General features: G+C 39.4%; 28 protein-coding genes. 13 read left to right on the forward strand and 15 right to left on the reverse strand.

The genetic code is table 11. The annotated features are described in order from the left end of the window. Positions 1–244 precede the first annotated feature (244 nt). On the forward strand, positions 245–511 hold the full coding sequence (locus HZC31_08550; GenBank protein MBI5003406.1) for a co-chaperone GroES: 267 nt from the start codon (positions 245–247) through the stop codon (positions 509–511). Between the two features lie 42 nt (positions 512–553). Then, complete coding sequence (gene groL, locus HZC31_08555) at positions 554–2,194, forward strand: chaperonin GroEL (GenBank protein MBI5003407.1); 1,641 nt, start codon at positions 554–556, stop codon at positions 2,192–2,194. Between the two features lie 91 nt (positions 2,195–2,285). Here the strand turns inward: groL and HZC31_08560 are convergent, their stop codons facing one another. After that, positions 2,286–2,675: a hypothetical protein gene (locus tag HZC31_08560; protein ID MBI5003408.1), complete on the reverse strand. Its 390-nt coding sequence runs from the start codon at positions 2,673–2,675 to the stop codon at positions 2,286–2,288. Positions 2,676–2,687: 12 nt separating this feature from the next. After that, positions 2,688–3,011, reverse strand: a complete 324-nt coding sequence (locus HZC31_08565; GenBank protein ID MBI5003409.1) for a 50S ribosomal protein L21e — start codon at positions 3,009–3,011, stop codon at positions 2,688–2,690. 182 nt (positions 3,012–3,193) lie between these two features. Here HZC31_08565 and HZC31_08570 point away from each other — a divergent pair, with 182 nt between their 5' ends. Beyond that, a complete protein-coding gene (locus HZC31_08570) occupies positions 3,194–3,586 on the forward strand; it encodes a hypothetical protein (protein MBI5003410.1) in 393 nt (130 codons plus the stop codon). Positions 3,587–3,596: 10 nt separating this feature from the next. Here the strand turns inward: HZC31_08570 and HZC31_08575 are convergent, their stop codons facing one another. Together HZC31_08575 and HZC31_08580 are read right to left on the reverse strand one after the other, a co-directional pair. After that, on the reverse strand, positions 3,597–5,225 hold the full coding sequence (locus HZC31_08575; protein ID MBI5003411.1) for a lysine--tRNA ligase: 1,629 nt from the start codon (positions 5,223–5,225) through the stop codon (positions 3,597–3,599). 90 nt (positions 5,226–5,315) lie between these two features. Continuing rightward, positions 5,316–5,903 (reverse strand): mechanosensitive ion channel, encoded by a 588-nt coding sequence (locus HZC31_08580; GenBank protein ID MBI5003412.1) that lies wholly within the window; start codon positions 5,901–5,903, stop codon positions 5,316–5,318. Between the two features lie 109 nt (positions 5,904–6,012). On the opposite strand from HZC31_08580, the gene HZC31_08585 reads away from it, so the two are divergent. Beyond that, positions 6,013–7,311, forward strand: a complete 1,299-nt coding sequence (locus HZC31_08585; protein ID MBI5003413.1) for a serine hydroxymethyltransferase — start codon at positions 6,013–6,015, stop codon at positions 7,309–7,311. A 42-nt stretch (positions 7,312–7,353) separates the two neighbouring features. Here the strand turns inward: HZC31_08585 and HZC31_08590 are convergent, their stop codons facing one another. The 4 genes from HZC31_08590 to HZC31_08605 form a co-directional block, all read right to left on the reverse strand. Next, the gene (locus HZC31_08590; protein ID MBI5003414.1) at positions 7,354–7,638 is read right to left on the reverse strand and encodes a hypothetical protein; all 285 of its coding nucleotides are present in this window, start codon (positions 7,636–7,638) and stop codon (positions 7,354–7,356) included. A 47-nt stretch (positions 7,639–7,685) separates the two neighbouring features. Then, positions 7,686–7,961 carry a hypothetical protein gene (locus HZC31_08595; GenBank protein ID MBI5003415.1) on the reverse strand — a complete coding sequence of 92 codons (276 nt, stop codon included), beginning with the start codon at positions 7,959–7,961 and terminating at the stop codon, positions 7,686–7,688. 35 nt (positions 7,962–7,996) lie between these two features. Continuing rightward, on the reverse strand, positions 7,997–10,117 hold the full coding sequence (locus tag HZC31_08600) for a hypothetical protein (protein ID MBI5003416.1): 2,121 nt from the start codon (positions 10,115–10,117) through the stop codon (positions 7,997–7,999). A gap of 196 nt (positions 10,118–10,313) precedes the next feature. Continuing rightward, a complete protein-coding gene (locus HZC31_08605) occupies positions 10,314–11,438 on the reverse strand; it encodes a tryptophan--tRNA ligase (protein MBI5003417.1) in 1,125 nt (374 codons plus the stop codon). 74 nt (positions 11,439–11,512) lie between these two features. Here HZC31_08605 and HZC31_08610 point away from each other — a divergent pair, with 74 nt between their 5' ends. From HZC31_08610 to HZC31_08625, 4 genes are all read left to right on the forward strand, one after another. Further along, positions 11,513–12,046 (forward strand): NYN domain-containing protein, encoded by a 534-nt coding sequence (locus HZC31_08610; GenBank protein MBI5003418.1) that lies wholly within the window; start codon positions 11,513–11,515, stop codon positions 12,044–12,046. Between the two features lie 377 nt (positions 12,047–12,423). After that, the gene (locus HZC31_08615; GenBank protein ID MBI5003419.1) at positions 12,424–12,915 is read left to right on the forward strand and encodes an Lrp/AsnC family transcriptional regulator; all 492 of its coding nucleotides are present in this window, start codon (positions 12,424–12,426) and stop codon (positions 12,913–12,915) included. Beyond that, a complete protein-coding gene (locus HZC31_08620; GenBank protein MBI5003420.1) occupies positions 12,906–13,193 on the forward strand; it encodes a hypothetical protein in 288 nt (95 codons plus the stop codon). Before HZC31_08615 ends, HZC31_08620 begins: the two co-directional genes overlap by 10 nt. Positions 13,194–13,201: 8 nt before the next feature. Next, the gene (locus HZC31_08625) at positions 13,202–13,351 is read left to right on the forward strand and encodes a hypothetical protein (GenBank protein ID MBI5003421.1); all 150 of its coding nucleotides are present in this window, start codon (positions 13,202–13,204) and stop codon (positions 13,349–13,351) included. Here the strand turns inward: HZC31_08625 and HZC31_08630 are convergent. From HZC31_08630 to HZC31_08640, 3 genes are all read right to left on the reverse strand, one after another. Next, positions 13,332–13,652, reverse strand: a complete 321-nt coding sequence (locus HZC31_08630) for a phosphotyrosine protein phosphatase (protein ID MBI5003422.1) — start codon at positions 13,650–13,652, stop codon at positions 13,332–13,334. The two genes, HZC31_08625 and HZC31_08630, sit on opposite strands and share 20 nt — an antisense overlap. 5 nt (positions 13,653–13,657) lie before the next feature. After that, positions 13,658–14,224 (reverse strand): methyltransferase, encoded by a 567-nt coding sequence (locus tag HZC31_08635; GenBank protein MBI5003423.1) that lies wholly within the window; start codon positions 14,222–14,224, stop codon positions 13,658–13,660. A gap of 393 nt (positions 14,225–14,617) precedes the next feature. Beyond that, positions 14,618–14,968, reverse strand: a complete 351-nt coding sequence (locus HZC31_08640) for a hypothetical protein (protein ID MBI5003424.1) — start codon at positions 14,966–14,968, stop codon at positions 14,618–14,620. A 181-nt stretch (positions 14,969–15,149) separates the two neighbouring features. Here HZC31_08640 and HZC31_08645 point away from each other — a divergent pair, with 181 nt between their 5' ends. Beyond that, the gene (locus HZC31_08645) at positions 15,150–15,551 is read left to right on the forward strand and encodes a cell division protein SepF (protein MBI5003425.1); all 402 of its coding nucleotides are present in this window, start codon (positions 15,150–15,152) and stop codon (positions 15,549–15,551) included. Between the two features lie 20 nt (positions 15,552–15,571). Here HZC31_08645 and HZC31_08650 read toward each other — a convergent pair whose 3' ends face one another. After that, a complete protein-coding gene (locus HZC31_08650) occupies positions 15,572–16,120 on the reverse strand; it encodes a CBS domain-containing protein (protein MBI5003426.1) in 549 nt (182 codons plus the stop codon). 133 nt (positions 16,121–16,253) lie between these two features. On the opposite strand from HZC31_08650, the gene HZC31_08655 reads away from it, so the two are divergent. After that, a complete protein-coding gene (locus HZC31_08655) occupies positions 16,254–17,162 on the forward strand; it encodes a hypothetical protein (protein ID MBI5003427.1) in 909 nt (302 codons plus the stop codon). Positions 17,163–17,164: 2 nt separating this feature from the next. Here the strand turns inward: HZC31_08655 and HZC31_08660 are convergent, their stop codons facing one another. Together HZC31_08660 and HZC31_08665 are read right to left on the reverse strand one after the other, a co-directional pair. Further along, on the reverse strand, positions 17,165–17,734 hold the full coding sequence (locus HZC31_08660) for a ZPR1 zinc finger domain-containing protein (GenBank protein ID MBI5003428.1): 570 nt from the start codon (positions 17,732–17,734) through the stop codon (positions 17,165–17,167). Positions 17,735–17,788: 54 nt separating this feature from the next. Continuing rightward, positions 17,789–18,865, reverse strand: coding sequence for an RNA 3'-terminal phosphate cyclase (locus HZC31_08665; GenBank protein ID MBI5003429.1), 1,077 nt, complete (start codon positions 18,863–18,865; stop codon positions 17,789–17,791). A 110-nt stretch (positions 18,866–18,975) separates the two neighbouring features. On the opposite strand from HZC31_08665, the gene HZC31_08670 reads away from it, so the two are divergent. Further along, a complete protein-coding gene (locus tag HZC31_08670; GenBank protein ID MBI5003430.1) occupies positions 18,976–19,200 on the forward strand; it encodes an AbrB/MazE/SpoVT family DNA-binding domain-containing protein in 225 nt (74 codons plus the stop codon). Beyond that, positions 19,193–19,564 (forward strand): PIN domain-containing protein, encoded by a 372-nt coding sequence (locus tag HZC31_08675; protein ID MBI5003431.1) that lies wholly within the window; start codon positions 19,193–19,195, stop codon positions 19,562–19,564. Before HZC31_08670 ends, HZC31_08675 begins: the two co-directional genes overlap by 8 nt. A gap of 16 nt (positions 19,565–19,580) precedes the next feature. On the opposite strand, the gene HZC31_08680 is transcribed toward HZC31_08675, so the two are convergent. Continuing rightward, positions 19,581–21,566 (reverse strand): hypothetical protein, encoded by a 1,986-nt coding sequence (locus HZC31_08680; protein ID MBI5003432.1) that lies wholly within the window; start codon positions 21,564–21,566, stop codon positions 19,581–19,583. A gap of 509 nt (positions 21,567–22,075) precedes the next feature. On the opposite strand from HZC31_08680, the gene HZC31_08685 reads away from it, so the two are divergent. After that, entirely contained in the window at positions 22,076–22,351 is a 276-nt protein-coding gene (locus tag HZC31_08685; GenBank protein MBI5003433.1) for an elongation factor 1-beta, read from the forward strand. Positions 22,352–22,434 lie beyond the last annotated feature (83 nt).

A 22,434-nucleotide genomic window follows, 5' to 3' on the forward strand; every position in this document is an offset into this window, starting at 1 on the left:
ATACAATAATTCTAGTTTCAAGAGACGCTTCGGAGACTACGTCCGAAGCGTCTCTTTCAGAGCGCAACACTCTGAAGTCGCTGCAAGAGTTATCCTTCACAACTTGAAAGCAATATTGTTAGAGATTTTCACCGGAGCCCCCTCCTTCATAAGCTTTAAATATCAGCAAAAATTTCCACTTTCTATTCTTCCCTCCACAGACTTGATGGAAAAACAAAATAAAGTAATAACGGAGGTTATTGCCATGAACCTACAACCATTAAACAATCGAGTACTCATTCGGCCAAAAAGAGCTGAAGAGAAAACAAAAGGCGGCATCTACATTCCAGAAACCGCGCAGGAAAAGAGCCAGGAAGGCACTGTTGCCGCAATTCCGCAAATAGACAAATGTCCTGTCGCAGTAGGCGATGTTGTTCTTTACGAAAATTTCGCGGGAACAGAAATTCAAAGCAACGGAGAAACACTGCTCCTTTTGAAACTTGAAGATCTTATCGCAAAAGTTACTACATAAAACTACTATTAGAAAGAATACGAAACAACGGAGGCAGAAACTATGGCAAAAAAAATCATCTTTGATCACGAAGCACGAACTAAATTACTCGCAGGGGTTGATAAACTCGCAAACACAGTCAAAGTAACTCTTGGACCAAAAGGAAAGAATGTTATTCTCGGTAAAAGCTACGGAAGTCCAACAGTCATCAACGATGGTGTGACGATCGCAAAAGAAATCGAACTTGAAGATCCATTCGAAAACATGGGTGCGCAGCTTGTGAAAGAAGTTGCTTCGAAAACACAGGATGTTGCAGGAGATGGAACAACCACAGCTACTGTTCTTGCGCAAGCACTTGTCCGTGAAGGACTCAAAAATATTGCAGCAGGAGCAAACGCTATTGACGTGAAAAAAGGAATTGAAAAAGCAACAAAAACAGTTGTCGCGGCAATCAAAGCAAAAAGCATTGAAGTCAAAACAAAAGACAACGTTTTGCAAGTCGCGACTATCTCCGCAAACAATGATGAAGAAGTTGGCGCGCTCATCGCAAACGCAATGGAAAAAGTTGGTTCTAACGGCGTTATTACTGTTGAAGAAGCGAAATCCATGGACACAACACTCGAACTTGTTGAAGGAATGCAATTTGATCGTGGCTACTTAAGCCCGTACATGGTCACTGACGCAGAAAAAATGGAAGCAATTCTTGATGAACCCTTTGTTTTGCTTTTCAACAAAAAAATTACTAAAGTTAAAGATCTTGTTCCTGTTCTTGAAGCAGTTGCACAAGAAGGACGACCACTCTTTATTGTCTGCGAAGACATTGAAGGTGAAGCGCTTGCGGCGATTGTGTTGAACATTTTGCGTGGCGCAATCAAAGTAGTCGCTGTCAAAGCGCCAGGATTTGGCGATGATCAAAAAGCAATACTCGAAGATCTTGCTGTGCTTACTGGAGCCCAAGTTATTTCTGAAGAAAAGGGAATGAAACTCGAACAGACTGGAATTCAACAACTCGGTAAAGCAAAAAAAATCAGAGTAGACAAAGAAAAAACAGTTCTTGTTGAAGGCGCAGGAGACAAAGCAGTCATTCAGAGACGAGTCGCAATGCTTCATGTACAAGCGCAGCAAACAGACTCAGAGTATGACAAGAATGATATTCAAAAACGCATTGGTAAACTCTCCGGTGGCGTTGCAGTGATCAATGTTGGCGCGGCAACAGAAACAGAACTTAAAGAAAAGAAAGCACGCGTTGATGACGCACTCCACGCGACTCGCGCGGCAGTTGAAGAAGGTGTTGTTGTTGGCGGAGGCATTACCTTATTCCGCGCAATTAGTAGCCTTGATGCGCTTAAAGGAGATAACGCAGATCAGCAGACAGGCATTACAATTGTGAAACGAGCACTTGAAGAACCCCTTCGACAAATTGCGGCAAACGCTGGCAAAGATGGTGGTGTGATTGTTGAACGTTTGACCAATGCAGCATACAATATGGGCTATAACGCACGCAGTGATGAGATTTGTGATCTCTTTGCGGCAGGAGTTATTGATCCTACGAAAGTGTGCAGAAGCGCATTGCAGAACGCAGCATCTATCGCAGGTATGATTTTAACCACTGAAGCGCTTGTTGGTGATCTTCCAGAAGAGAAGAAAGCTCCAATGCCTTCTATGGGAGGAATGGGCGGTATGCCTGGTATGGGTATGATGTAGGTTTATGTTATTTTTTATCTCTTTTTTTTGTATTCTTTCTTCTTTAGAAAACTAAAACATAAATCTTATAAAATTATAGAAAATCATAAAACTATTCAGCAGGCGCTTCTGCTTCTTCTTTTTGTTTCTTTGGCTTTTCTGCATACTCATTGACAAGAGTGACTACTTTCTTGACATTATCCGCAGTGACAGAAATGTTGAATCCTGCAAAAATGGTCTTTGCTCCCTCTGCTGTCAATGGCATAATTTCAATGATTTTTTGAATTTGTACTTCTTTTATTCGTGGAATTTCCAGTTCAGTTAATTTTTCCTTTAATTCCTTTGCGCTCTTTGGCTTGATGGTGTTAATCGCGTCAAGGTATTCCGCAGTTTTCTGCGCTCGGAAATTGAGTTCTGTATCCCTGTCTTTGATTTTTTTGAGCATTTCTTTTACTTCAACAATGTTTAATGGAACTTCTTCAACTACTTGCGGGTTTGTCATTTTTTCTCGTGTCTATTTTTTACTTATTGCTCTTTCTTTAGGATTATCTAATTTTTTAAGATGGATTGGATGAACAATTAATTCTTTCTTTTTTCCTTGATCATTAATCATGACAAGGTAACATCTGCCGCGTTTTCCTACTACTGTCGCAGGATAGCCGTGAAATCGTGCATGATACATGCCCTTTTGCACTGCTGGTTCTACTTTGAGAATGACATGCTCTCCATTTTCTAACTTTTGGAAGTAGCGTGTGATGCTGATTTTGCCGTGTTCCTTGACATTCTTTCTGAATGTTTTTCGTGTTCTTGAGCGTGATCCGCCGTATCGTGTTGTCATATCTCTTGAGAAAAGGAGGTTCTTTTTAAATGTTACTATCTGTGCCTTAATTATTGTATAGCGGACGCAATTAATAATCGTAATTTGTCTTGCGTCCGCTGAATAGTAAACACACTATTCTTCTTACGATAATTTGGTGCGTTTACTAAACATTTTAATACCCCTTCTTCTTTCTCTCATTTATGACTAGTTTTCTCACAACGTATCCTGCAAAAGAACTTGTTTGTCGTGTTCAAACTCTTTCTTCTATAAATGGAGCTATTAGTACGACCAACGTTTATGCTGTTCCTACTCTTCGCGCCTATGTAATTCAGCCAGATCCCTCCAGTATCTCTGGCGTGAGAATAACAGAGTTAAAACCTCTTTATGAACTTGTTTATGAAGATGAAACAACTCCACAACCTCCTTCTTCTCGAGCTGCATCAACTCCAATGCCTTCTCCTCTCGAACAAATTGCAATCAACTCTCAGCCAAAGGAAGAAACTTCTGGCTGTTTATCAGTCCTCTTGCCTGTTGTTGCTATTCCTTCACTTTCTCTTGCGTTGATGTACGCTTATTTATCCCTTACACACTAAATCTAGAAATTCACACACTCTTCAACAACACAATCGCCTTCTCTTTAATCTCAATCAAGAACGCCGCTAACTTTGGTCCTTTATCTTTGCTGATAAGGACATTGTAGCACGCGGTAAAGAAATTCTTTGTGTCAAGATTGTTGTTTTTGAGAATAATATAACATTCTTCATGCAATTCTTTATCTTCCCATTCTTTGTCTTCCAAGCGCTTCGCAAGCTCATGAAGCGCAGCTCGTTGCTCTTTTGTCAATTTATCTTTGACATCCTGCGGTACTGCTTTATTTATCGTGTACTTGAACTCTTCTGGCGCATACTCGAGAATCCAGTTCTTCGCGCACACTGCGCGGAGATGCAATCGTTCTCTGTCTTCTTTCGATTTGAGTTGTTTCTCAAAATAACCAATTGATTTTTCGATGTCTAATTCATTTTGGAGAAGGACGTTCGTGATATGACGGAATCCTGGCTGATAGGGCATTGCCTTTGGCACTTTTCCTTCTTCAACACAAGAAAGTTCGTAAATTCTTTTTTGGTTCGCTAATTCTTTTTCACTGACATCTTTTTGTTCTCCATAATAAATTCGTTCGCACTTGTCAAAGTCTTCGTAGATTTTAATGACATCCGCGTCAAAAGAAATCGCGAACTCCGCTCCTGGTCGTGTTCCCGCGAAAAGCCATCGCACAATCTGTGGTTCATAAATTTCAAGACAGTCATTTAATGTAATAACTTCTCCTGTACTCGAAGAGATTTTTCCCGCTCCACCCTTGATGCTGATAAAATTATACATGTGATAGACTGGCGCTTCCCAGTTAAACAGTTTGACAATTTCTTTTCCTGTATCAAAGCTTCCACCAACAGTGGAGTGATCTTTTCCTCCTGGTTCGAAATCTACTTTTTCCCATGACCAACGCATTGGCCAATCCACTCGCCAAAGCAATTTGACATTTCCTGACTTGAAAATATCCGCGTGCTCTGTTGTTCCATCTTCTAACTCATAGGAAACCGTATGCTTTCCATCCCAGCGAATATTTCTAATTTTGTCTGTTTTATCTTTTAATGAGAAGACCGTGATTGGAAGCCATGTTTCTTCTAGTGGTTCTTCTCTATACTTATCCAAAATCGCTTTGATCTTTTCTTTGTTTTTTAATGCATGGATAATCTGCTCCGCGTATTCGCATGCTCTATATTTTTTGCTTTGATAGAGAAATTCTGTGTGAATTCCTACTTTTTTAATTGCTTCTTCTACTTCCACTTCGTGATGACGCGCGTAGGATTCTTCTTTTCCAAATGGATCAGGAACATCGACAATGGATTGCCTGAGATACGTTTGCAGCATTTCTTGTTTTGGCATGTTTACAGGAACTTTTCTAAATACATCATAGTCATCCCATGAATAAATGAAGCGGACTTTTTTCCTTCTGCTTCTCAACGCGCGCGCGATAAGTTCTGTTGTAATAATTTCCCGAAAATTTCCAATGTGGACAGTTCCACTTGGAGTAATGCCTGACGCAACAGTGTATTTTTCTTTATCTCCTTTTATCTGGATAACTCTTTCCGCAACCTGGTCTGCCCAGTGTAAGATTGCCGCTCTCTGGTCTTTATGATCGTTCTTGTCTTGCTTTTGTTTTTCGTTTGTTTCCATTTTTCTTTTGAGAATCTTCTTTTGCTTTTAATTCTTTTTCTTTCTCCTGTCTTTTCTTTACTTCTTGCCTTTAAACTATTTTTACTTGCTTTACTTGAGTTTCTTAAATCCTTTCTTTAGAAATGTGCTGTGTGGAATGTATAAATGGTCTCCTTTCTCTGTTACTATTTTTGTGTCTGTCCATGTTACTTCTTCCACAGTTCCTTTGATATCATCAATAATCACGTCGTCTTTTATTTTCAGTCGTTTGTACAGCCGTAACCCATCGATGTAATTTGGAATGAAATCTTTCCATGCAAGGATAAACGAGATAAAGATGATAATCATGACGCCAAATCCCAATATTTTTGCGATGATTGTGGATAGACCTAGCACATTAAGGACCATGACAATCACAATGAAATATATGATTCCAGAGAGAATCCCACTTACTGCTGCGTCAATTCTCCAATTCATTCCTGTCAATTCTTTCCAATACTTATTGACGTCGAGCGTGCGTAACACCCAATGCGCTGTTTTGCCGATCAGCTTTCCAACAATAAATCCGATGAGAAGAATGATCAGCGCGACAATAATTTCTGAGATAATTGGCTTGATAAGATTGATAATGTACTCTGTTTTGCTTGGCGCCTCAATAAATGAGGAAGGTTCAATTGTTTCATCCAGAATGCTGACCATGAGGACGTTAAAATTGTTTGGATTTATATAATTTCGGTTGTTTGTCTGTTATTTATCCCCACATACCCAAACAATAAACAATTTAAAGCTGACCGCATTGTCTTTTTTCATGAACTTTGCAAAAGACTTTACCACCTCCATCACTTCTTTTGATCCTGTTGTTGCGCAGCTTATCGCACACGAAAAACAACGACAACATGATGGTCTTGAAATGATTCCGAGCGAAAGCTTTCCCAGCAAAGCTGTGCTTGAAGCACTAGGTAGCGTGCTCAACAACAAATATTCAGAAGGCTATCCAAAAAAACGATATTATGGCGGTAATGAGTTTATTGATGAAGTTGAACAACTTGCCATTGATCGCGCGAAACAACTTTTTGGCGCAGAACACGTTAACGTGCAGCCCTATTCTGGAAGTCCCGCGAACGCAGCGATCTACTTCGCATTACTTGAACGCGGAGACAAAGTCATGGGGATGAGTCTTGCACAAGGCGGTCATTTGACGCATGGACATACTGTTAATTTCTCTGGAAAATATTATTCCTTTTCTCAGTATGGTGTTGACAAAAAAACAGAGCAGCTTGACATGGACGCTGTTCGAAAACAGGCGCTTGTCGAGCAGCCAAAAATGATTGTCTCAGGGTATACAGCATACCCTCGCTCGATTGATTTCAAACAATTCGCTGAAATCGCAAATGAAGTTGGCGCGTACTCGATGGTTGATATGAGTCACATTGCTGGACTTATTGCTGGCGGAGCACATCAAAGTCCATTTCCATTCACTGATGTTGTGATGACCACGACACACAAAACACTTTGCGGTCCTCGTGGCGCAATGATTCTCTCAAAAATTGAAGATCCTTTGAAACAAAAATATCATCCTGAAAGCAAGCTGACCCTTGCACAACGGATTGACAAAGCGGTCTTTCCAGGATTACAAGGTGGGCCGCATAATCACGCAATCGCAGCAAAAGCAGTCGCGTTCGGAGAAGCACTACAACCAAGCTTCAAGATATTTGCGCAGCAGATTGTGAAGAACGCACAGGCGCTTGCGGACAGTTTAATGGAACAAGGACTTCGGCTTGTTTCTGGCGGAACTGATAATCATTTGCTTCTTGTCGATCTCACGAAACTTGGCGTGACTGGACAACAAGCAGAGACCGCGCTTGATAAGGCGGGGATTACTGTCAATAAAAATACCATTCCTTACGATCCTCGAGGACCATTTGATCCTTCAGGCATTCGCTTGGGAACTCCCGCATTGACTTGTCGTGGCATGAAAGAATCAGAGATGAAGGATATTGGTTTGTGGATCGCTGAAGCAGTTAAGAATTATGAAAACGACGAACGCCTGAAACATGTCCGCGCGAACGTCTTGGATTTGACGAAGCAATATCAAATGTATGACTAATATAATTACATTCTCTTACTCTTTTTTGTTCTTACCTTTCTTTTACAAATCCTTGCCATGCGGAGTAATAGAAACAAAGCTTGCGATGAACATCATCACAAACACCAAGCAGAATGTAAAGCCCCACGTTGGGCTGATTCTTCCATACACTGTCAGTACTGCAGAAACAACTAATCCAAGAATACTGGTGAGAAAAAATGATTGCGAAAGGGGCAATGTTGAACTTGCGCTGCCTAAATATTCTTCTGCTTTCTTGAGATCTTCATGAGAACGGAAACCTAACTCTTTATCATATTTTGCAGGTTTTTTCTTACTTTTCTTTGCCATACTGGCTTTTTTGGGAAAAGAGGTATATATACTTTTCTGCTTCACTCTTAGAAGTCATGTTCATGAGATGGAATTGTCGTTTGTCCAGAATATCTTTCTGCTCGTCTATATCCTCTTTCTTCTAATGCGCTGTGCGCGTTTGGGCAACCTGTTTTTACCACAGTCACTGGAAATGTTTTATGCAGATCTGCTACATGCTCAAGACCTTCTAACCTCAGTCCTGATCTTGCAAAAATAATAACATGACTATCTACTGCCATTGTATCCTCGCGATTATGTCTTCCTTCTATTACATACGTTCTTGTTTCTCTTGAATTGGTCATTTTTATTCTCTCCTTTTTTTTTATGGATATTATTATTATTCTACTTGATACGCGCTTGGATTTGCTAAGATTGCATCATATTGCTCAAGCAATGCTTTCGCGCTTTCCCAGTTATCTCTTTTTTCTTTAAACGCGTCCACTTTTGCTTTTGTTGCTGCAATATCCCCTGGATCGATGTTGATTGTGTATTGTGTTGTTGCTGCTTGCCGCGCTTCGTAGAGTCGTACAATTTCTTTTGTTGTTTCGCTGGAAATTCCATTTGTTCCTTCAGGTCGTCTTATTTCTATTGGAATAGCAGTTGTAATAATGGGAGTGTATGTCGTATTTATTGTTGGAAGTTCCACACTGATGTCGTCATATCTCTGGCTTGCTGCTTTTACGCCAATATTGCCTGTCTGCTCTTCTATTCCTGTTTCATATATTCTTGCAGGTTGCTTTGGAGCGTACACTTGCGATTCTTCTTTAGTACTTCTTGTTCCCTTCGGTACTTCTGGAGCATACGCTGGTCTTGCTTCTTGTGTTTCCAACGTTTTTCCGTATCCTTCAAGTGCAGTTTCAACAATACTTGTTTCTGGTTTTAGGCTATCATACACTGCTTGGACTGCATCATTGCTGATTTTTGCGAAATAGTCAATTCCACCGACAAGCGCTGTGACTGCCGCCGCTACTGTTGCAACTGCTGTAATCGCTCCTTTTATTTGTGAAAATCTACTTGCTCTTCGTACTCTGTTCTCAAGGACATCATTTGATTCGATTCTTTCAATTACTACTGGCGTTGTGGTAAATTCTGCTGTTTCAGGATTGTAATTACTGAAGAAATCCGCGTCAAGTTCGTCGAATGCTGCGACTTCTGTTGTTCTTGTCGCTTCTTCTCGTTTTCTTATTTCTCTGAGAATTGTTGGCTCCGGCATCACGATTGCGGGTAAAGGTATATAAAATGAAGAAGGCATAACTAAAGCAAGTTCTGTGAGTTTCGAAGTATAAAGCGGTGCTGCTGCGAGTTGTTCGTATACTGCTGCTTTTTGTGTAGCTGCTTCTTTCGCTGCTCTTCGTGCGCGGATCTTGTTTACGAATTTCTGCGCAGGATTTATTCGCTTTGCTTTTGGTCTTTGTGTTTCAACTTCAGGGCTTTCGACTTTCTGAATAATGTATGGTTCCCCGATAAGAACAAAGCCTGTTTCATTTTGCCTTGCTAAGTATCTGTCTAGAGTTGCGTCATCAACTGTTATCCTTGGCTGTTCTTCTATAAATCTGCTTCTTGCAGGCGCTTCTTGCACTTGTGTTTCTATAGGTTTGCTTGCAAGATATTCTAACAATCCAATTGTTGGTACTGGATCTTCTATTCTGAATCCTTCTTGTGGTTCTTTGAAATATGCTGGTTCTTTGATTTTGTATGTTTGTAAAGGAGTTGGATTTCGAAGGACTTCAGGAATTACTGGTGGAATTGTCCCAATGAGTTTTGCTTCTTCGAGAACTTCTGGAGTGTACGATGTTTGTCTTTTTCTCGCTTTAAGTATTTGATACTTTGGAGCAGATTTTACTTTATACTCTACCACTTCTCTGTCTTCAGCAATTTGATAGATTCTGTGTTTTGCAATTGCTGCTTTTTGTTCGTATTTATTTCCTAGAATTCCTGTAAGCGTATCAATCTTCTCCATAATAACATTCGCCGCTTGCTCTGTATTTGTGCTTCTCTGATAGGTTGCGACAAGCGCATCTACTTTCTCATCAAAATATTGTCCAAGAAGTTTTTCTCGTTGTGTTTTGTTTGCTTTGAGAACACGTTTTGTTTCTTCTTCCGCTAATCCAAATGCCCCAAGCTTTGTTCGTAATTCTTCGTTCTTTGGAATTTGATAGGAAGCAAATGTCCTTTCTGTATCTCTTTTTGAAAGTGCGTCATACTCTCTTCGCATCTCTCTAATTTGTACTTGCTCCATTCGTACATGTAGGGGGAGTCCTTCAACTAAATCACGAACTGTCTGTAGATTCCTTTGCAGTTCTTCATCCGCAAATGCTGCTCTAAGACGTGCATCAAAATCATCTGCTAAAGGTGCTGTTACTTCTCCTTTTTCATGGAGACGATTATCTAGAAGCCAACGTGTGAAAGTATCTTCTACTCTTTGTTCAAATGTCATTGCTGTGTTTTCTGTTTCCATGTTCGTCATCACTGTAGTCTTTCGACACTATTTACTACCTAAAAGTGGCACTTATTTATATATTTTGTGCTTTTTCGTCCCTTTTTAGTAGTTTTATTGGGGTCTTTTTTCAAGTGGTTTGTGGTTAGTTTGATGAAAGAAGATAGGTGTGGCGTTAAATTTAGCTTTCTTTTAAGAAATAGGGTCTAAAATAGTTTTAATCTCTCAACATGAACTTCTCAACGTCCTTCTTTGCTTTTTCGCGGTTTGCTTGGTGCTTTTTTAAGAAATCATTAATCTTGTCGACCAATATCTGTTTCAATTCTCCACTCAAAAGCTTTCCTGATTTATAATCTTTGTATATCTTTTCCAGCTTTTTATCATCTTCTTCAAAGAACATGAGCCATTGATAACTGATGTCAACATCAGGATTTCCACCTAATTTTCGATGCTCTTCTATTGTTGTTCGTCCACCAGAGAACGCGTATCGCATGATCTTCTTTTTGACTTGCTCAGGAGTATCTGTTGTATAAATTGCGCTTGACTCTTCTGATGATGACATTTTTCCCTGTGTTTCCATGCCTTGTAATCCTTGCAAAAATCTGCAATGGATTCCCGCGGGTTTTGGATAGCCTAACTTTTCCGCGACATCTCTCGTAATTCTGAAATGCGGATCTTGGTCAATCGCATAAGGAATTAAACAGTATGTTGGCTTCTTTTCAAAGATACTGGGAAGGAACGCGGGCACAGATTGCATACATGTGTAGAATATTTGTCCGAGATTACTTTCATTGGTAAATCCGAACGTTGCTTTTGCAGTGGAAAATGTCACACGTTTTCCGACTTGGCAGGCATGCTTGTACATTGTTCCCGCGTATTCTGTATCAAGGAAAATTTTTGTTTTCTTTGGATCAAACCCTAACGCGATGATGTCAAGGATATTTTCATGCGCCCATTTTTTGCTGTCTTCCAATGTGAGATTTTCTTTGAACAAGAACTTTTCTTCGTCAGGAATTTGGAAGAGTAAGGTGACGTTAAATTCGTCCTGCAGCCATTTGGTGAAGAGCCATGGAACGATGTGGCCAAGATGCACGGGACCAGAAGGCGCTCTGCCCGTGTATAAATAGAATGGCTCTCCTTTTTCATACGCGTCAAGCACTTTGTCCATGTCCCGATGACTGAAAAATATTTTTCTTCTCAGAAAAGGATGGAGTGTTTTTGTGTGTTTTTGGATTCTTTGGAGGAGTTTGTCGTCAATAGGTTGTGTGCCGAATTCTTTGATAAGTTTGTTATAATCAATATTTCCCTTCACTTCCCATGGGGTGATGATTGGTTTTGTCATACTGATGTTCTTTTCTGTATTTTTATTTAAATGTTTCCAAAACAATTATAAATCCATTCTTCTCAAGAATTTCCATGAAACACAAAGAACAGCGTGTCTTAGTTTTATTTGATGTTCAAAATCTCTATTACAGTGGCAAGCAGTTGTACAACTGCAAAGTCAATTTTGGTGAAATTCTTCGTCATGCTGTTTCGGGAAGAAAACTTATTCGCGCGATTGCTTATGTGATTAAAACTGATATTGAAGAAGAAAAGGTTTTTCACGACGCGCTTGAGAAGATGGGCATTGAAGTGAAGGCGAAAGACATTCAAATCTTCGCAGGCGGCGCGAAAAAAGGCGATTGGGACATTGGTATCGCGATGGACGCAGTTCGATTAAGCCCAAAGGTGGATACTGTTATTCTGGTCAGCGGGGATGGTGATTTTAAGGATTTATTGCTCTACTTGAAATCTCACGGCTGTCGCGCTGAAGTTATCGCGTTTGGACAAACCACTTCAAAACATCTTCATGAAGTGTGCGATGATTTTACTGATCTTAGTAAGAACAGGAAGTTCTTGATTCCTGGAAAACCGCAGCATAAAAGAAGAGAATTTCATCCTGTTGAGTAGTTTCTAACATTTTTTAAAATGAATTGCATGTTGTTTGACCTTAGCTTTTCTGTTATTGCTTCTCTGTTTTTTGCTTTATTTTAAAATAACCCCATTGCACTTTTGTGCAATGGGTCCCCCTGACAATTTTGGTTGCTGAGCGAATAGACGAGAAACTGGTGCGTATTTTTTTATCTCTTCTTTTGTTCTAAGGGCTAAACGAATGCATAAAAACAAAGAAAATTACAAAAATCCTTTCGCCATATCCGAAAAAAACAGAGGAAAAAACAAAAATACCGAAATGTATTCGCTTTATCCGAAAATCCTTCGGTATATCCGTAAACTTTTCGGAAAACTCGTCGGAAGAACTATTAATATGTTCTGTCTTTGTATTTTGCATGAAAACAAACAAAGAAACACTTGGACAAAAAATAGTGCGCAATGATCTGCGCTTACTCGCGCGACTTCGAACAAACGCGCGGCAGCCTGTGCTTGCTTTAAGCAAAGGTCTTGATCTTTGTAGAATTACGGTGACCAAGCGTCTTCAATTGCTGCAAAATAGTGTCATTCAGAAATATACTGCGCTTCTTGATTTTAACCAACTCGGATTTCCTATTCGCGTTCAACTCAGCGTTCACCCTGCGTTGGAGGATCGTTCTGTCTTTGAACGATTCATCCGACAGCAGGGCTGTCTGAATAATCTTTATGCTGCGGATGGTTCTGGATACATTGCTGATCTCGTTTTTCAAACACAGATAGAAGCAGATCGCTTTCTTTCTCAGCTGGATACAGCATTTTCTTTTGTTGACAAGCAGGTTTATTTTATTACACAAGAACTTGTTCGTGAATCTTTTTTCCACAACGTATTGGAGGGGTCGTTATGCAAATAAATGAAACAGAAAATATACAAGTAGAAACAGAAAAAAATCTTGATCAGCAGGATAAAACGCCGTCAGGAGCAGTTGGAGATACTATCCTATCTGCTTCTGCGCCAGCATGGGCGCTTACACTGCAATTTTTTACCATCGCAGGGAAAATTCCATTTGATCTTTTTATTTTAACGAGAAATTCTGTCGTAGGAAAGGTTTCAGAATTATATTATTTTCAGGAAACCGCAGAAACAGCGTTTTTTCGTTGGATTGTCCGTTATGAGAATGGGGAGAGGTGAAGTTCTTTATGAGCTGGATCATTACCATCGCTTCTCTGTATCATAAGAAGAAGATTTACAAGGTTACTCGTCATTTTCTTTCTTTGTCGATTAGTGAAACTCATTTCTTCTCCAGAAAATATGATGTACAACAACAAATTATAGCATGGCTTGATTGACAAGCTCTTTCATCTTTTTATTGATGACTTCTTTCAATGCTGCTTGATTATAGGAATAGACGTCAGGAATATTTAGTGTCAGGATTTTTTTTTGAAGATATTGTTTTGGAAATCGTTTTGCAAGTTCTCTGCGTTGCGCATCTTCCATCACAATCACTGCATCTGCCCATGTGAGTGTTCGTTCCTCAACAGGTTTTTCATTAAACAATCCTGCGGATTTTGTCTCGAACTCTTTTTTCATCATCTCTTCCGCAGTTGTGCTTCTGTTCTTATTCTGGTTGCAAATGAAGAGGAGTTTCATAGTCCTCACTTCCCATATAACACAAACATATTGCCATTCACGACAATTTCTTTTTCTTTCTTTAATGCGTTTGGATGAAATTCAAAGCCATGGACAAGTACTTTTCCGGTTGCTTCTCTTTTCAATTTTTGATCAAGTCCTCTGTAAAATGGCTTGTCCGGGCTCACATAGATAAAATCGTATTTGCTCAAATCCATTTTCATGAAATCTTCTTTGAAAAATTGCGCGTTTTCCATTGAAGGGTGTTGTATTTTTCGCTTCATATCCAGCGCGGAGTTCGTGAGCCAGTCATCTGCTTCAATTCCTGTTGCTTTCACACCCATTGCCGCTGCCATGAGCACTACTCTTCCATCGCCGCTGCCCAAATCAATGAATTGTCTATGCTTGTGTACTTCTGCTTCCTGCAACGCATTATGTAACGCTTCTATGTGCGTGACACCCCAATACCCTATGCCTGTGTCTCGCGCGAGAAAGATGCCATTTCGAAGAAGATATGTTTCAAAGTCCAGATATGCTTTTTTGAGCATTTCTACGTGCTCTTGTTTTGTTTGGAGCTCTTTTTGTTCTACCATTTTCTTTCAACGCTTTATCAGAAGAGCATGCTATAGCAAACGAACGATGTATTCGACATTTGGCGTTCGTTTGCTGAATAGTAAACGCACTCTTATTATTACGATTAATTGGCGCGTTTACTATATTTATAGTTTTTGATTACGGAGCGTGCGCTTGTTGTAGCAAGATAGAGAAACATAAAAAAAGAAAATAAATACAAATTCCTAAAAATTCACCATCCCAATCGGAGCAGAGCTCCGGGGTATTGATGAATTTTCTTAACGGAATTTGTGTTATTACGCTCATGGGTTTTCGAATCCGCAGCAAGCTGCGGGGTATTATTTCGAGCTATGCTCGTAATACTACGAACTTTCGGTTCGAAGTAAACCCATTCGGTAATAAAAAACAAAACCTTAATCCGCAGCCAATGAATAGATTGCTTTACATGCGACAATGATCGTTGCAGGGATGATAAACGTGATAAACGTAATCAACACTTGCTGGAGCTTTGGTCCAATTACTTCAACCTGTCCAAGTACACCTTGCCCGACTGCCGCAACAACAACCAGTGATACTGTTGCAAGCAAAAATGGGGTTGTTTCTTCTCCTGTGACGTTAAGAAATCCAACGATCAGACCAAGAACAATGAGAACTGAAACAATCAGCGCATTCAAATCCCAAAATCCTGCTGCCATTGCAATAATAATTCCTACAATAAACGACCATGTTCCTATTTTTTGAACAATTGTATGTTTTCTTTCCATTCTTTTCCCTCCACTTTGTTTCTGGTTTTCGTGTTTTATTTCTCTATATATATTTTTATGATTACTGTATGGTAGTTTATTGGAGTCTCTCCTCTTCTATGATAATCGTAAACTTTATATAGAACTCTCTCTGTAAGAATTCTATAATAGTGACAGATGTATAGTGAGAGGAGGAGAGAACATGAAGGGACTTTTTTCTGAAATGCGAAAAAGATTGCTTGGTGAAGATAGCACACCAATGGATGACGTTGAAGATGAATATGTTGAGTTGGACACCTCTGGTCATGAAGCAAACAAATCCAAAGTTACTGTTCGCCCATACGCTCTTACTGATTTTGCAGACGTCAAATCAGTTCTTGACGCGCTTCGCGATGGAAATACCATTGTGCTTGTGAACATTAAACCATTGAAAGATAAAGATCTTGTTGAACTCAAACGCGCGATTAACAAACTTAAAAAAACGTGCGACGCAATCGAAGGAGACATTGCAGGCTTTGGCGATGATTATTTGGTTATCACTCCTGCTTTTGCGCAGATTTATCGAGAAGCGCAGAATCCTACTGTCAGTGAAGTGAAGCAGTAAGGTTTTTTTCTTTTCACTTCTTACTGATAGGCGCTTTCCAACAAATCCGCTTTTGTAATTAATCCAAGAAGCTTTCCTTTTTCCGCGACGAGAAGAAGCGGGTAGAATTTCAACAGATGGGAAACTACTTTCATTGACGCGTTTCTGTCAATTGTTGGCGGCGCTTCACTCATAATCTCTTCTATTTTTGTTTCTGCTGATTTATTATTCATAATCGCGTCGAGAATTGCGGTCTCGGATATAATGCCTACCGCTTTCTTGTTATCTAAAACAGGAAGCTGCGAAATCCCGTGCTTTTTCATGCGTTGAATTGCTGTTTTGAGTGAATCTTCTTGCTCAAGATAGATGAGGTTTTTGTTCATTAAATCCGCTGCTTTTTTTTCATCTTTTTCAGAAAGCGTTTGCAGCGCGCGGTAAATTTTCTGCGCGTTGGTGAACGTTGGATCTATCTTATTGCTCTCTATTTTTGCGATCAATGATTGCGAAACTCCCGCAAGCTTTGCAAGTTCTCCTTGGGTGAGATTGAATTTTTTTCTGAGATGTTTTATTTCTTGGAGTGTGTTGAACATTGTTTGAAGAATAAAGTACTCGTTTATAAATATTATGAAAGAGGAATAAATATCTTAGGAATTATTCCAAAAAGAATGTATGTCGAAAGGTTTAAATAGATGTTTATTCTTAAAAACAATATGGAAAAAAAGGGTGGAGCGTATTAGGGGTAGCCTTCGTAGAAGGCTTTTTGACGAAACATTCCTATCGCTGTCTCCTTCAAGTTCTTTAGATTCTTCTTCAACCCCTTTACACCTTGTATCAGACCAGGATATCTCCTTTGGTTCTGTCTTTGAAGCAGGAGTTGCACGATCAGAAAAACTTTGGGGAACGAGACGATATTGGTCTGCAGAAAATCTTATTCTTGGATCCGATGATGGTCTTGTTGGTCTACTTAAAGCGCAGGATGAAGAAGGAAGGATTGCACGTGATGAAACACTAAAATCCCTTATTGAGATAGAAGGTCTTAGATTTCTTACTATAGAGAAATCCGTCGCTGGATATACTGCTATTGTAACAAGTATGAAAAATACTATTGTGCAAATTCAATATTTTGACGGTAATGATTCTTATATTATTCAACGTTATTCTGATGCACATAAAAATGAAGCTGTCAAGCGTCGAATCGAGAAATTAGAAGCAGAACGTCCTCGTCATAGTTCTGAGGCTCTTACTGATGGTTCTATCACTGATATTGGAGTTATTGTTTATAATCTTCCTCAGCTTAAGCTTTCCATTCGCTATAAACCTAAAGAGCCCCGTAATTATACTAAAGGAGTAATTCGAGACTTTGGCTCTAAACAAAGTGCTACTGAGGCTATTCGCGGACTTATTACTGAACAATCCTTTCCTATACATAACGGAGTCTTTGGTTTTTATTTCCATTACGCTGAAGTTAAAGGAGGGTATTCAGGTCCCGATGCTCAAGAGGTTAATACTGCGATAAGAAATACATATCGTGATGTTATTTATGATAGAATAAAATCAGTTTTGGATACAATAGAAATGAGAACTTCTCCTTCTGTTCATTATCATGCTTCAGAGCATCGGGTTGCAAAGTAAAATTATTTCTTCGCCTTAAATTTTTCTTTACTTGCTTTTTCAGAAATAATCGCGGAATTTCCTTCGGGGTCTTCTAGAATAATGTCAATCGTATCATGGCCCCATAGCGCTGCTTGCACTTTCTTCAATAGATTTTTTGCTTTTTTTCTGTCTTCATCTTCTTCTGCGAGATCACGAGTTTTTTCGAGTTGTACTTTGACTCTGTTGAGAATTCCTTCAACATTCGTCACGTATCCATTGGACGCAGGTCCAGGTTCGATGCTCATAATTCGTGGTATTTTGACTGTAGCAGTGCTTGATTTTATTACTCGAACGCTGAGGTCTTTTTCTTCTGAAACAGTGATTGTATATTTTGCTCCTTCATGTTGTTCAAGGCATTCAACGTCTGCTTTGTGATAATTGCAGCTGCTGCAATTCATAGAAAAAACAAGAACTGGACCAAAAAAAGGAACTTCTTGATCGTTTTCCATCAATGTGAGTGTATCTTTGAAACACATTGGGCATTTTTGTCCTTCGAGGACTTCAGGACCTTCTGCAGATTCTTTTTCTGCTTTTTTTTCTTCTTTTGCCATAAAGGAAATTAATGCTGCAGGATATATATAGTTTTTGCTTTGCTCTTCTTGATCTTATTTCTTCACTTTAATTAATCGTAGTTGTTCATCAATCACAAACTTTATTCCAAGAAATTGTTCTGTGACATAGATATTTGTTCTCGTGTGATCGCTGATCTTTTCTATTGCAATTTCTCCGCCAACAATGCCCAGCAATGGGATGAGATTATCCGCAAGATGCGCGTCAACTGGCGCTCCTGACGCGAGTGTTTCGTTGAGTATTGTTGCACATTCTTCTCCAATAATCTCTGCTCGCTTTCCTTGCTCTCCAAGAACATCTGCGCCAACACGAATAGGATCAATAAAATCTACATCCTGCTCTGCTCCTGTGAATATTGCCCAAAGTGTTATTCCTGATCCACTGCTTGCTGTTTGTGTGTAACTACTTACTATTTCCACAGGAACTTTCCATTTCTGCAGATGGACGCTTGCTGCTTGCGCTTGTCTTTCTGCAACACGATTTGTTGCAAGATCTGCTGACGCATGGCTGATGCCCGCAATCTTCACGAGCGTTCCTTTTTCGATAAGCGAGAGTGGTTTTATTGTAGCGATTCCTGCTGTGATGTCCGCGTATTCTATTTTCTTTTTTATATCGAGAAGTACTTCTCCTTGTCCTTTTGGGTAATACCCCCGTTTTTGTAGAGTGATTGTTCCTTTTCCATATCGTAGAAAATGAGGGAATAACACTTGCGCACAATAATCAAATTGTGGACTCCACGCAACATCTGTTCCTCCTTTTATGGTGACTTGAAATTTTTTCCCAGAGAATATGCAGGGAAGAAGAATGGATTGTAACAGTAGCGTTATACTTCCTGCTGTTTGGATGTCGATCATTAGATCTTGTCCTTTTGTAATTGGACGTGGATAGAAGGTGATTTCTTCAGAACCAAGCTGCGCGTTTTCTACAACACCACCACAAAGATCCCGCACCGCGCGGATGCAATGCAGATGCTGGTTCTTTAATCCTTTGTCTGGTCTGTTTTGCCGGATATTGTTGATAGAGAATGCTTTTTGGGTGAGCACGCTTAATGCTAACGCTGTTCGTACTATTTGTCCACCTCCTTCGAGATAATTTCCATCCAGTTTGAGCATGAGAAAGAAGAGGGGAAAACTGTTTATATAGTTATTTACTCTCAAAAAACAAACCTTTATATCTTAGTTATCTTTAGTATAATTATATAAAAGATAACTAGGTGAAAACTATGGAATGCGTTGCAACAACAAGAAAGTGGGGAAACTCATTAGGTATAACGCTGCCAAAGGAATTGGTTGAACAGGCACATATTAAAGAAAATGAAGAGGTGAAGGTTTTTATTCTCAGAAAAAATCAAACAGGTGAGCGATTATTTGGTATGCTTAAAGGAAAAATGCGTGGATCTGGTCAGGAAATAAAAGATATGATTCGAAAGGAGCTTCATCATGACTGATTCTCATTATTTTTTCGATAGCTATGCTCTTATTGAACTTATAAAAGGGAATGAAAATTATAAACAATATGCTCCTGTCGGGATGGTATTCACAAAATTAAATCTTTTTGAAGTTTATTATGCACTTTTACGACTTGATGGACAACAAAAGGCAGATTCTTTTCTCTATTCCTATTCTGATTATGCTGTTGACTATGATGAGACTGTTATTGCGGATGCCGCACATTTTCGTCTTCAATATGCGAAAAGAAATATTTCAATGGTTGACGCTGTTGGTTATATTGTTGCAAAAAGATTTTTTATGAAATTTCTTACTGGCGACCAACAATTCAAAGATTTAGAAAACGTTGAATATGTGAAATAACTCTATTCTTTTTGTCTTATTCCAACAAATCCAACTTTAACATATTCTTTAATCCGAGAATTTCATAATAGATTTCTTTCTTTCGTGGATTGCTATCTGGAATCTTGACATAGCGTTGCATGAGGCGATTGATATTCTTATTCGCTTCATCATAATGCTTGTCCATGATCATTTGTTTTGTCGCGGTAATAATGTTTGTAATATCCCCTGTTTCTACAGCAGGTTCTTTGTGCATTGGCGCTTGATACGTTGCGACAAGCGGCATTGATTTAATTGATTCTTCCCGTGCTTCTTGTTTGTTATATACTTCTTTATTGCTGAATTTCTCTTCATACTCTTTGTACGCGATTCGTAAGCGTTCCCGCATTCTCGCGTATGTTTCTTCAACATCTTTCAGGCGTTCTGCTGTTTTCTTGAGTTTTTGGATTCTGTTAAATTCTGCTTCAATGAGCTTTTCTTTTCTTCTGACTCGTTCTTCTCTTTCATCAAGATCCCGCGCTTTCTCTTTTAGTTCGCGTTCACTATCTTCGATCTTCTTGACGATATTTGCAAACTCTTTTGTTTTTGCGCTGATTTGTAATCGTTCTTTGTCTAGCTTGTTTACTGTCTTATGAATTGCATCTTGTTCTTTTTCCAATAACTTCTGATCTGCTTCGAGTTTCTTTATTTTCGCAATGATCGCGTTTTCTTCATTTTGCACTCGGACTTCTGTTTCATGAATATCATCTTGTCTTGCTTTTATTTCTCTTTCTTTTGCGACGAGTTCGTCTTGTTTTTGTTCAAGTTCTTGGAGTTGCGGTTCATACTGCGCAACAGCATGCTGTTTTTGTTCAAGCTCGCCTTCCATTTGTTGCATCTTTTGGATTTTTTCACTGACGCGTTTTTCTTGCGCAACTTGTTTTTTCATCCAAACTTGCGCGTCATTTTCTTTCTTTTTGAGATCTGCCTTTGCTTTCTTCACGCGCTGTTCGTATGCTTGCACTTCTTTCTTGAATTTTTTCAACGCTTGCGCGCTGAGTTGTTTTGGTATTTCTATGTTAGGCACTGCTGATTCTTCTGCCTCTTCTGTAATAATTTTAAGATCTTTTAATGTCTGTGAGCTCGCCATTGGTTTGATTTTTTCTAAGAACTCAAATCCACCTGTTTCATGCGGATGTTTCTTTTCATACGCAACCTGCAGATCTCGCGCACCTGTTTTCATTGTTGTCTTTTCAAACATTGTTTCCGCGCGTTCGTCGAAAAGCGGATACTTTTCTGGAACGCTGAAACTTGGCATGGTGATAATTGGTTTTTCTTCTCTTTTGATTTCTGGCTTTGCTAGAGCAGGCATAACTGGTGCTTCTTCCTTCTTTCTGCTTCCGAACTTAATTTCCGCAAGGAAGTCATGTGATGAAGGCATTTTGGATTGTGGTTCTTTCTTCTGCGCAGGTTTTGCGAACATGCTGAGAACACTCGGTTTCTTTGCAATTTCCTGCACTGTTTCTTTGGGAGATTCAATATCCCACTTGTCTAATCCAGGCATTGTTTTCTTTGCTGTTTCTGGAATTTGCAGCTTTGGTGGCGGCATATCCATTGATTCTAATCTTTTGCTTTCTTTCGCAGAAGGAATTGGCATTTTTATAGGCGGAATCTCGAGTTTTCCAAGATCCAATGGTTCTTGTGTTGGAATTGTTGCTTCTGCTTCTTTTTGTTTTGCTTTTCCAAAGAATCGAGAAATAAGTCCTTTCTTTTCAGGCTCTTCACTCTTGGTCTCAGGCATTTCCATAATCTGGATATCCTTTCCTTTGATTGGTGGAATGTCTAATGCCGCGAGATCTAATTCAAGTTGTTTTTTATTTTCTTTATCCGTTTCGGTTTCTTTTTTTCCAGAAGGAATTTCTAACGCAAGACCTAACTCAGGCAATGCTTTTGCCGCTTCATCTTTTTTCTTTTTTCCATAGATTTCTAAATAGGCTTCATGGAATTCCTTTGTCGGCTTTGGCGGTTCTAATTCTGCCTGCATGCTTCCCCTCTTTTTCTTTTACTGATCTATACACCCAAATGTGATTAAAATACAAAATCAGATTCTTTCTTGGTGTCTTTCCTTTTAAATACTTTTGTTTTACTTATAGAATAGTGACGAAAAGACCATTACCTTTTTTACATCCCGCCGCAGCTGGCTGCCTACGGGTAAAATTCTGCGAATTTTACCCTACGCGACACCCCGTAAGGGACAACCCCCGTCGCGTCGGCGCCAGCGGCGGGAGCTTTCTAAACCAACATGCCAAGCACAATGTTTAAAAAGGAGTGCTTGTTTCGGTAGAATATTATCCACAACAGGTGATTTATGATGAAAAAAGAATTACAATGCAATTCTTGTAAGAAAAGCCAGACAAATAGTACTGGATGCGCAGTTTTCAAGTGCCCTCAGTGTTCTAAATACGAAATTGTTCGCTGCAAACAATGCAGAGACACCGCTATTCAATACACATGTCCTGAATGTTCATTTGTTGGACCTGCTTAGGTGAAATAATGGGACTTGTTATTGTTGAATTGAAAATCATGCCTGTTTCTCCAGAAACTGATCTCGATAAATTACGAGACGCAGTTGACAAAGAAGTAACAGCATCTGGCGCAAAGCTGCACAAACATGAAATACAGCCTGTTGCTTTTGGATTAAAAGCTTTGATTATCACTATTACTGCTGACGAAGACAAAGGATCAACTGACGCGCTTGAAGAAAAAATTTCTGCATTGAATCATGTTGAGTCTGTTATGGTCACTGCTGTCAGCCGTGCACTTGGATAGTTACTTGTTTTCTTTATTCTCTTCTTTTTAGTTTCTCTTTTTTACATGGGAACTCGGCGAAAGCCCCGCACTTTAGTGCGGGG

The sequence above is a fragment of the Candidatus Woesearchaeota archaeon genome, from assembly GCA_016214075.1.
Classification (GTDB): domain Archaea; phylum Nanobdellota; class Nanobdellia; order Woesearchaeales; family DSVV01; genus JACRPI01.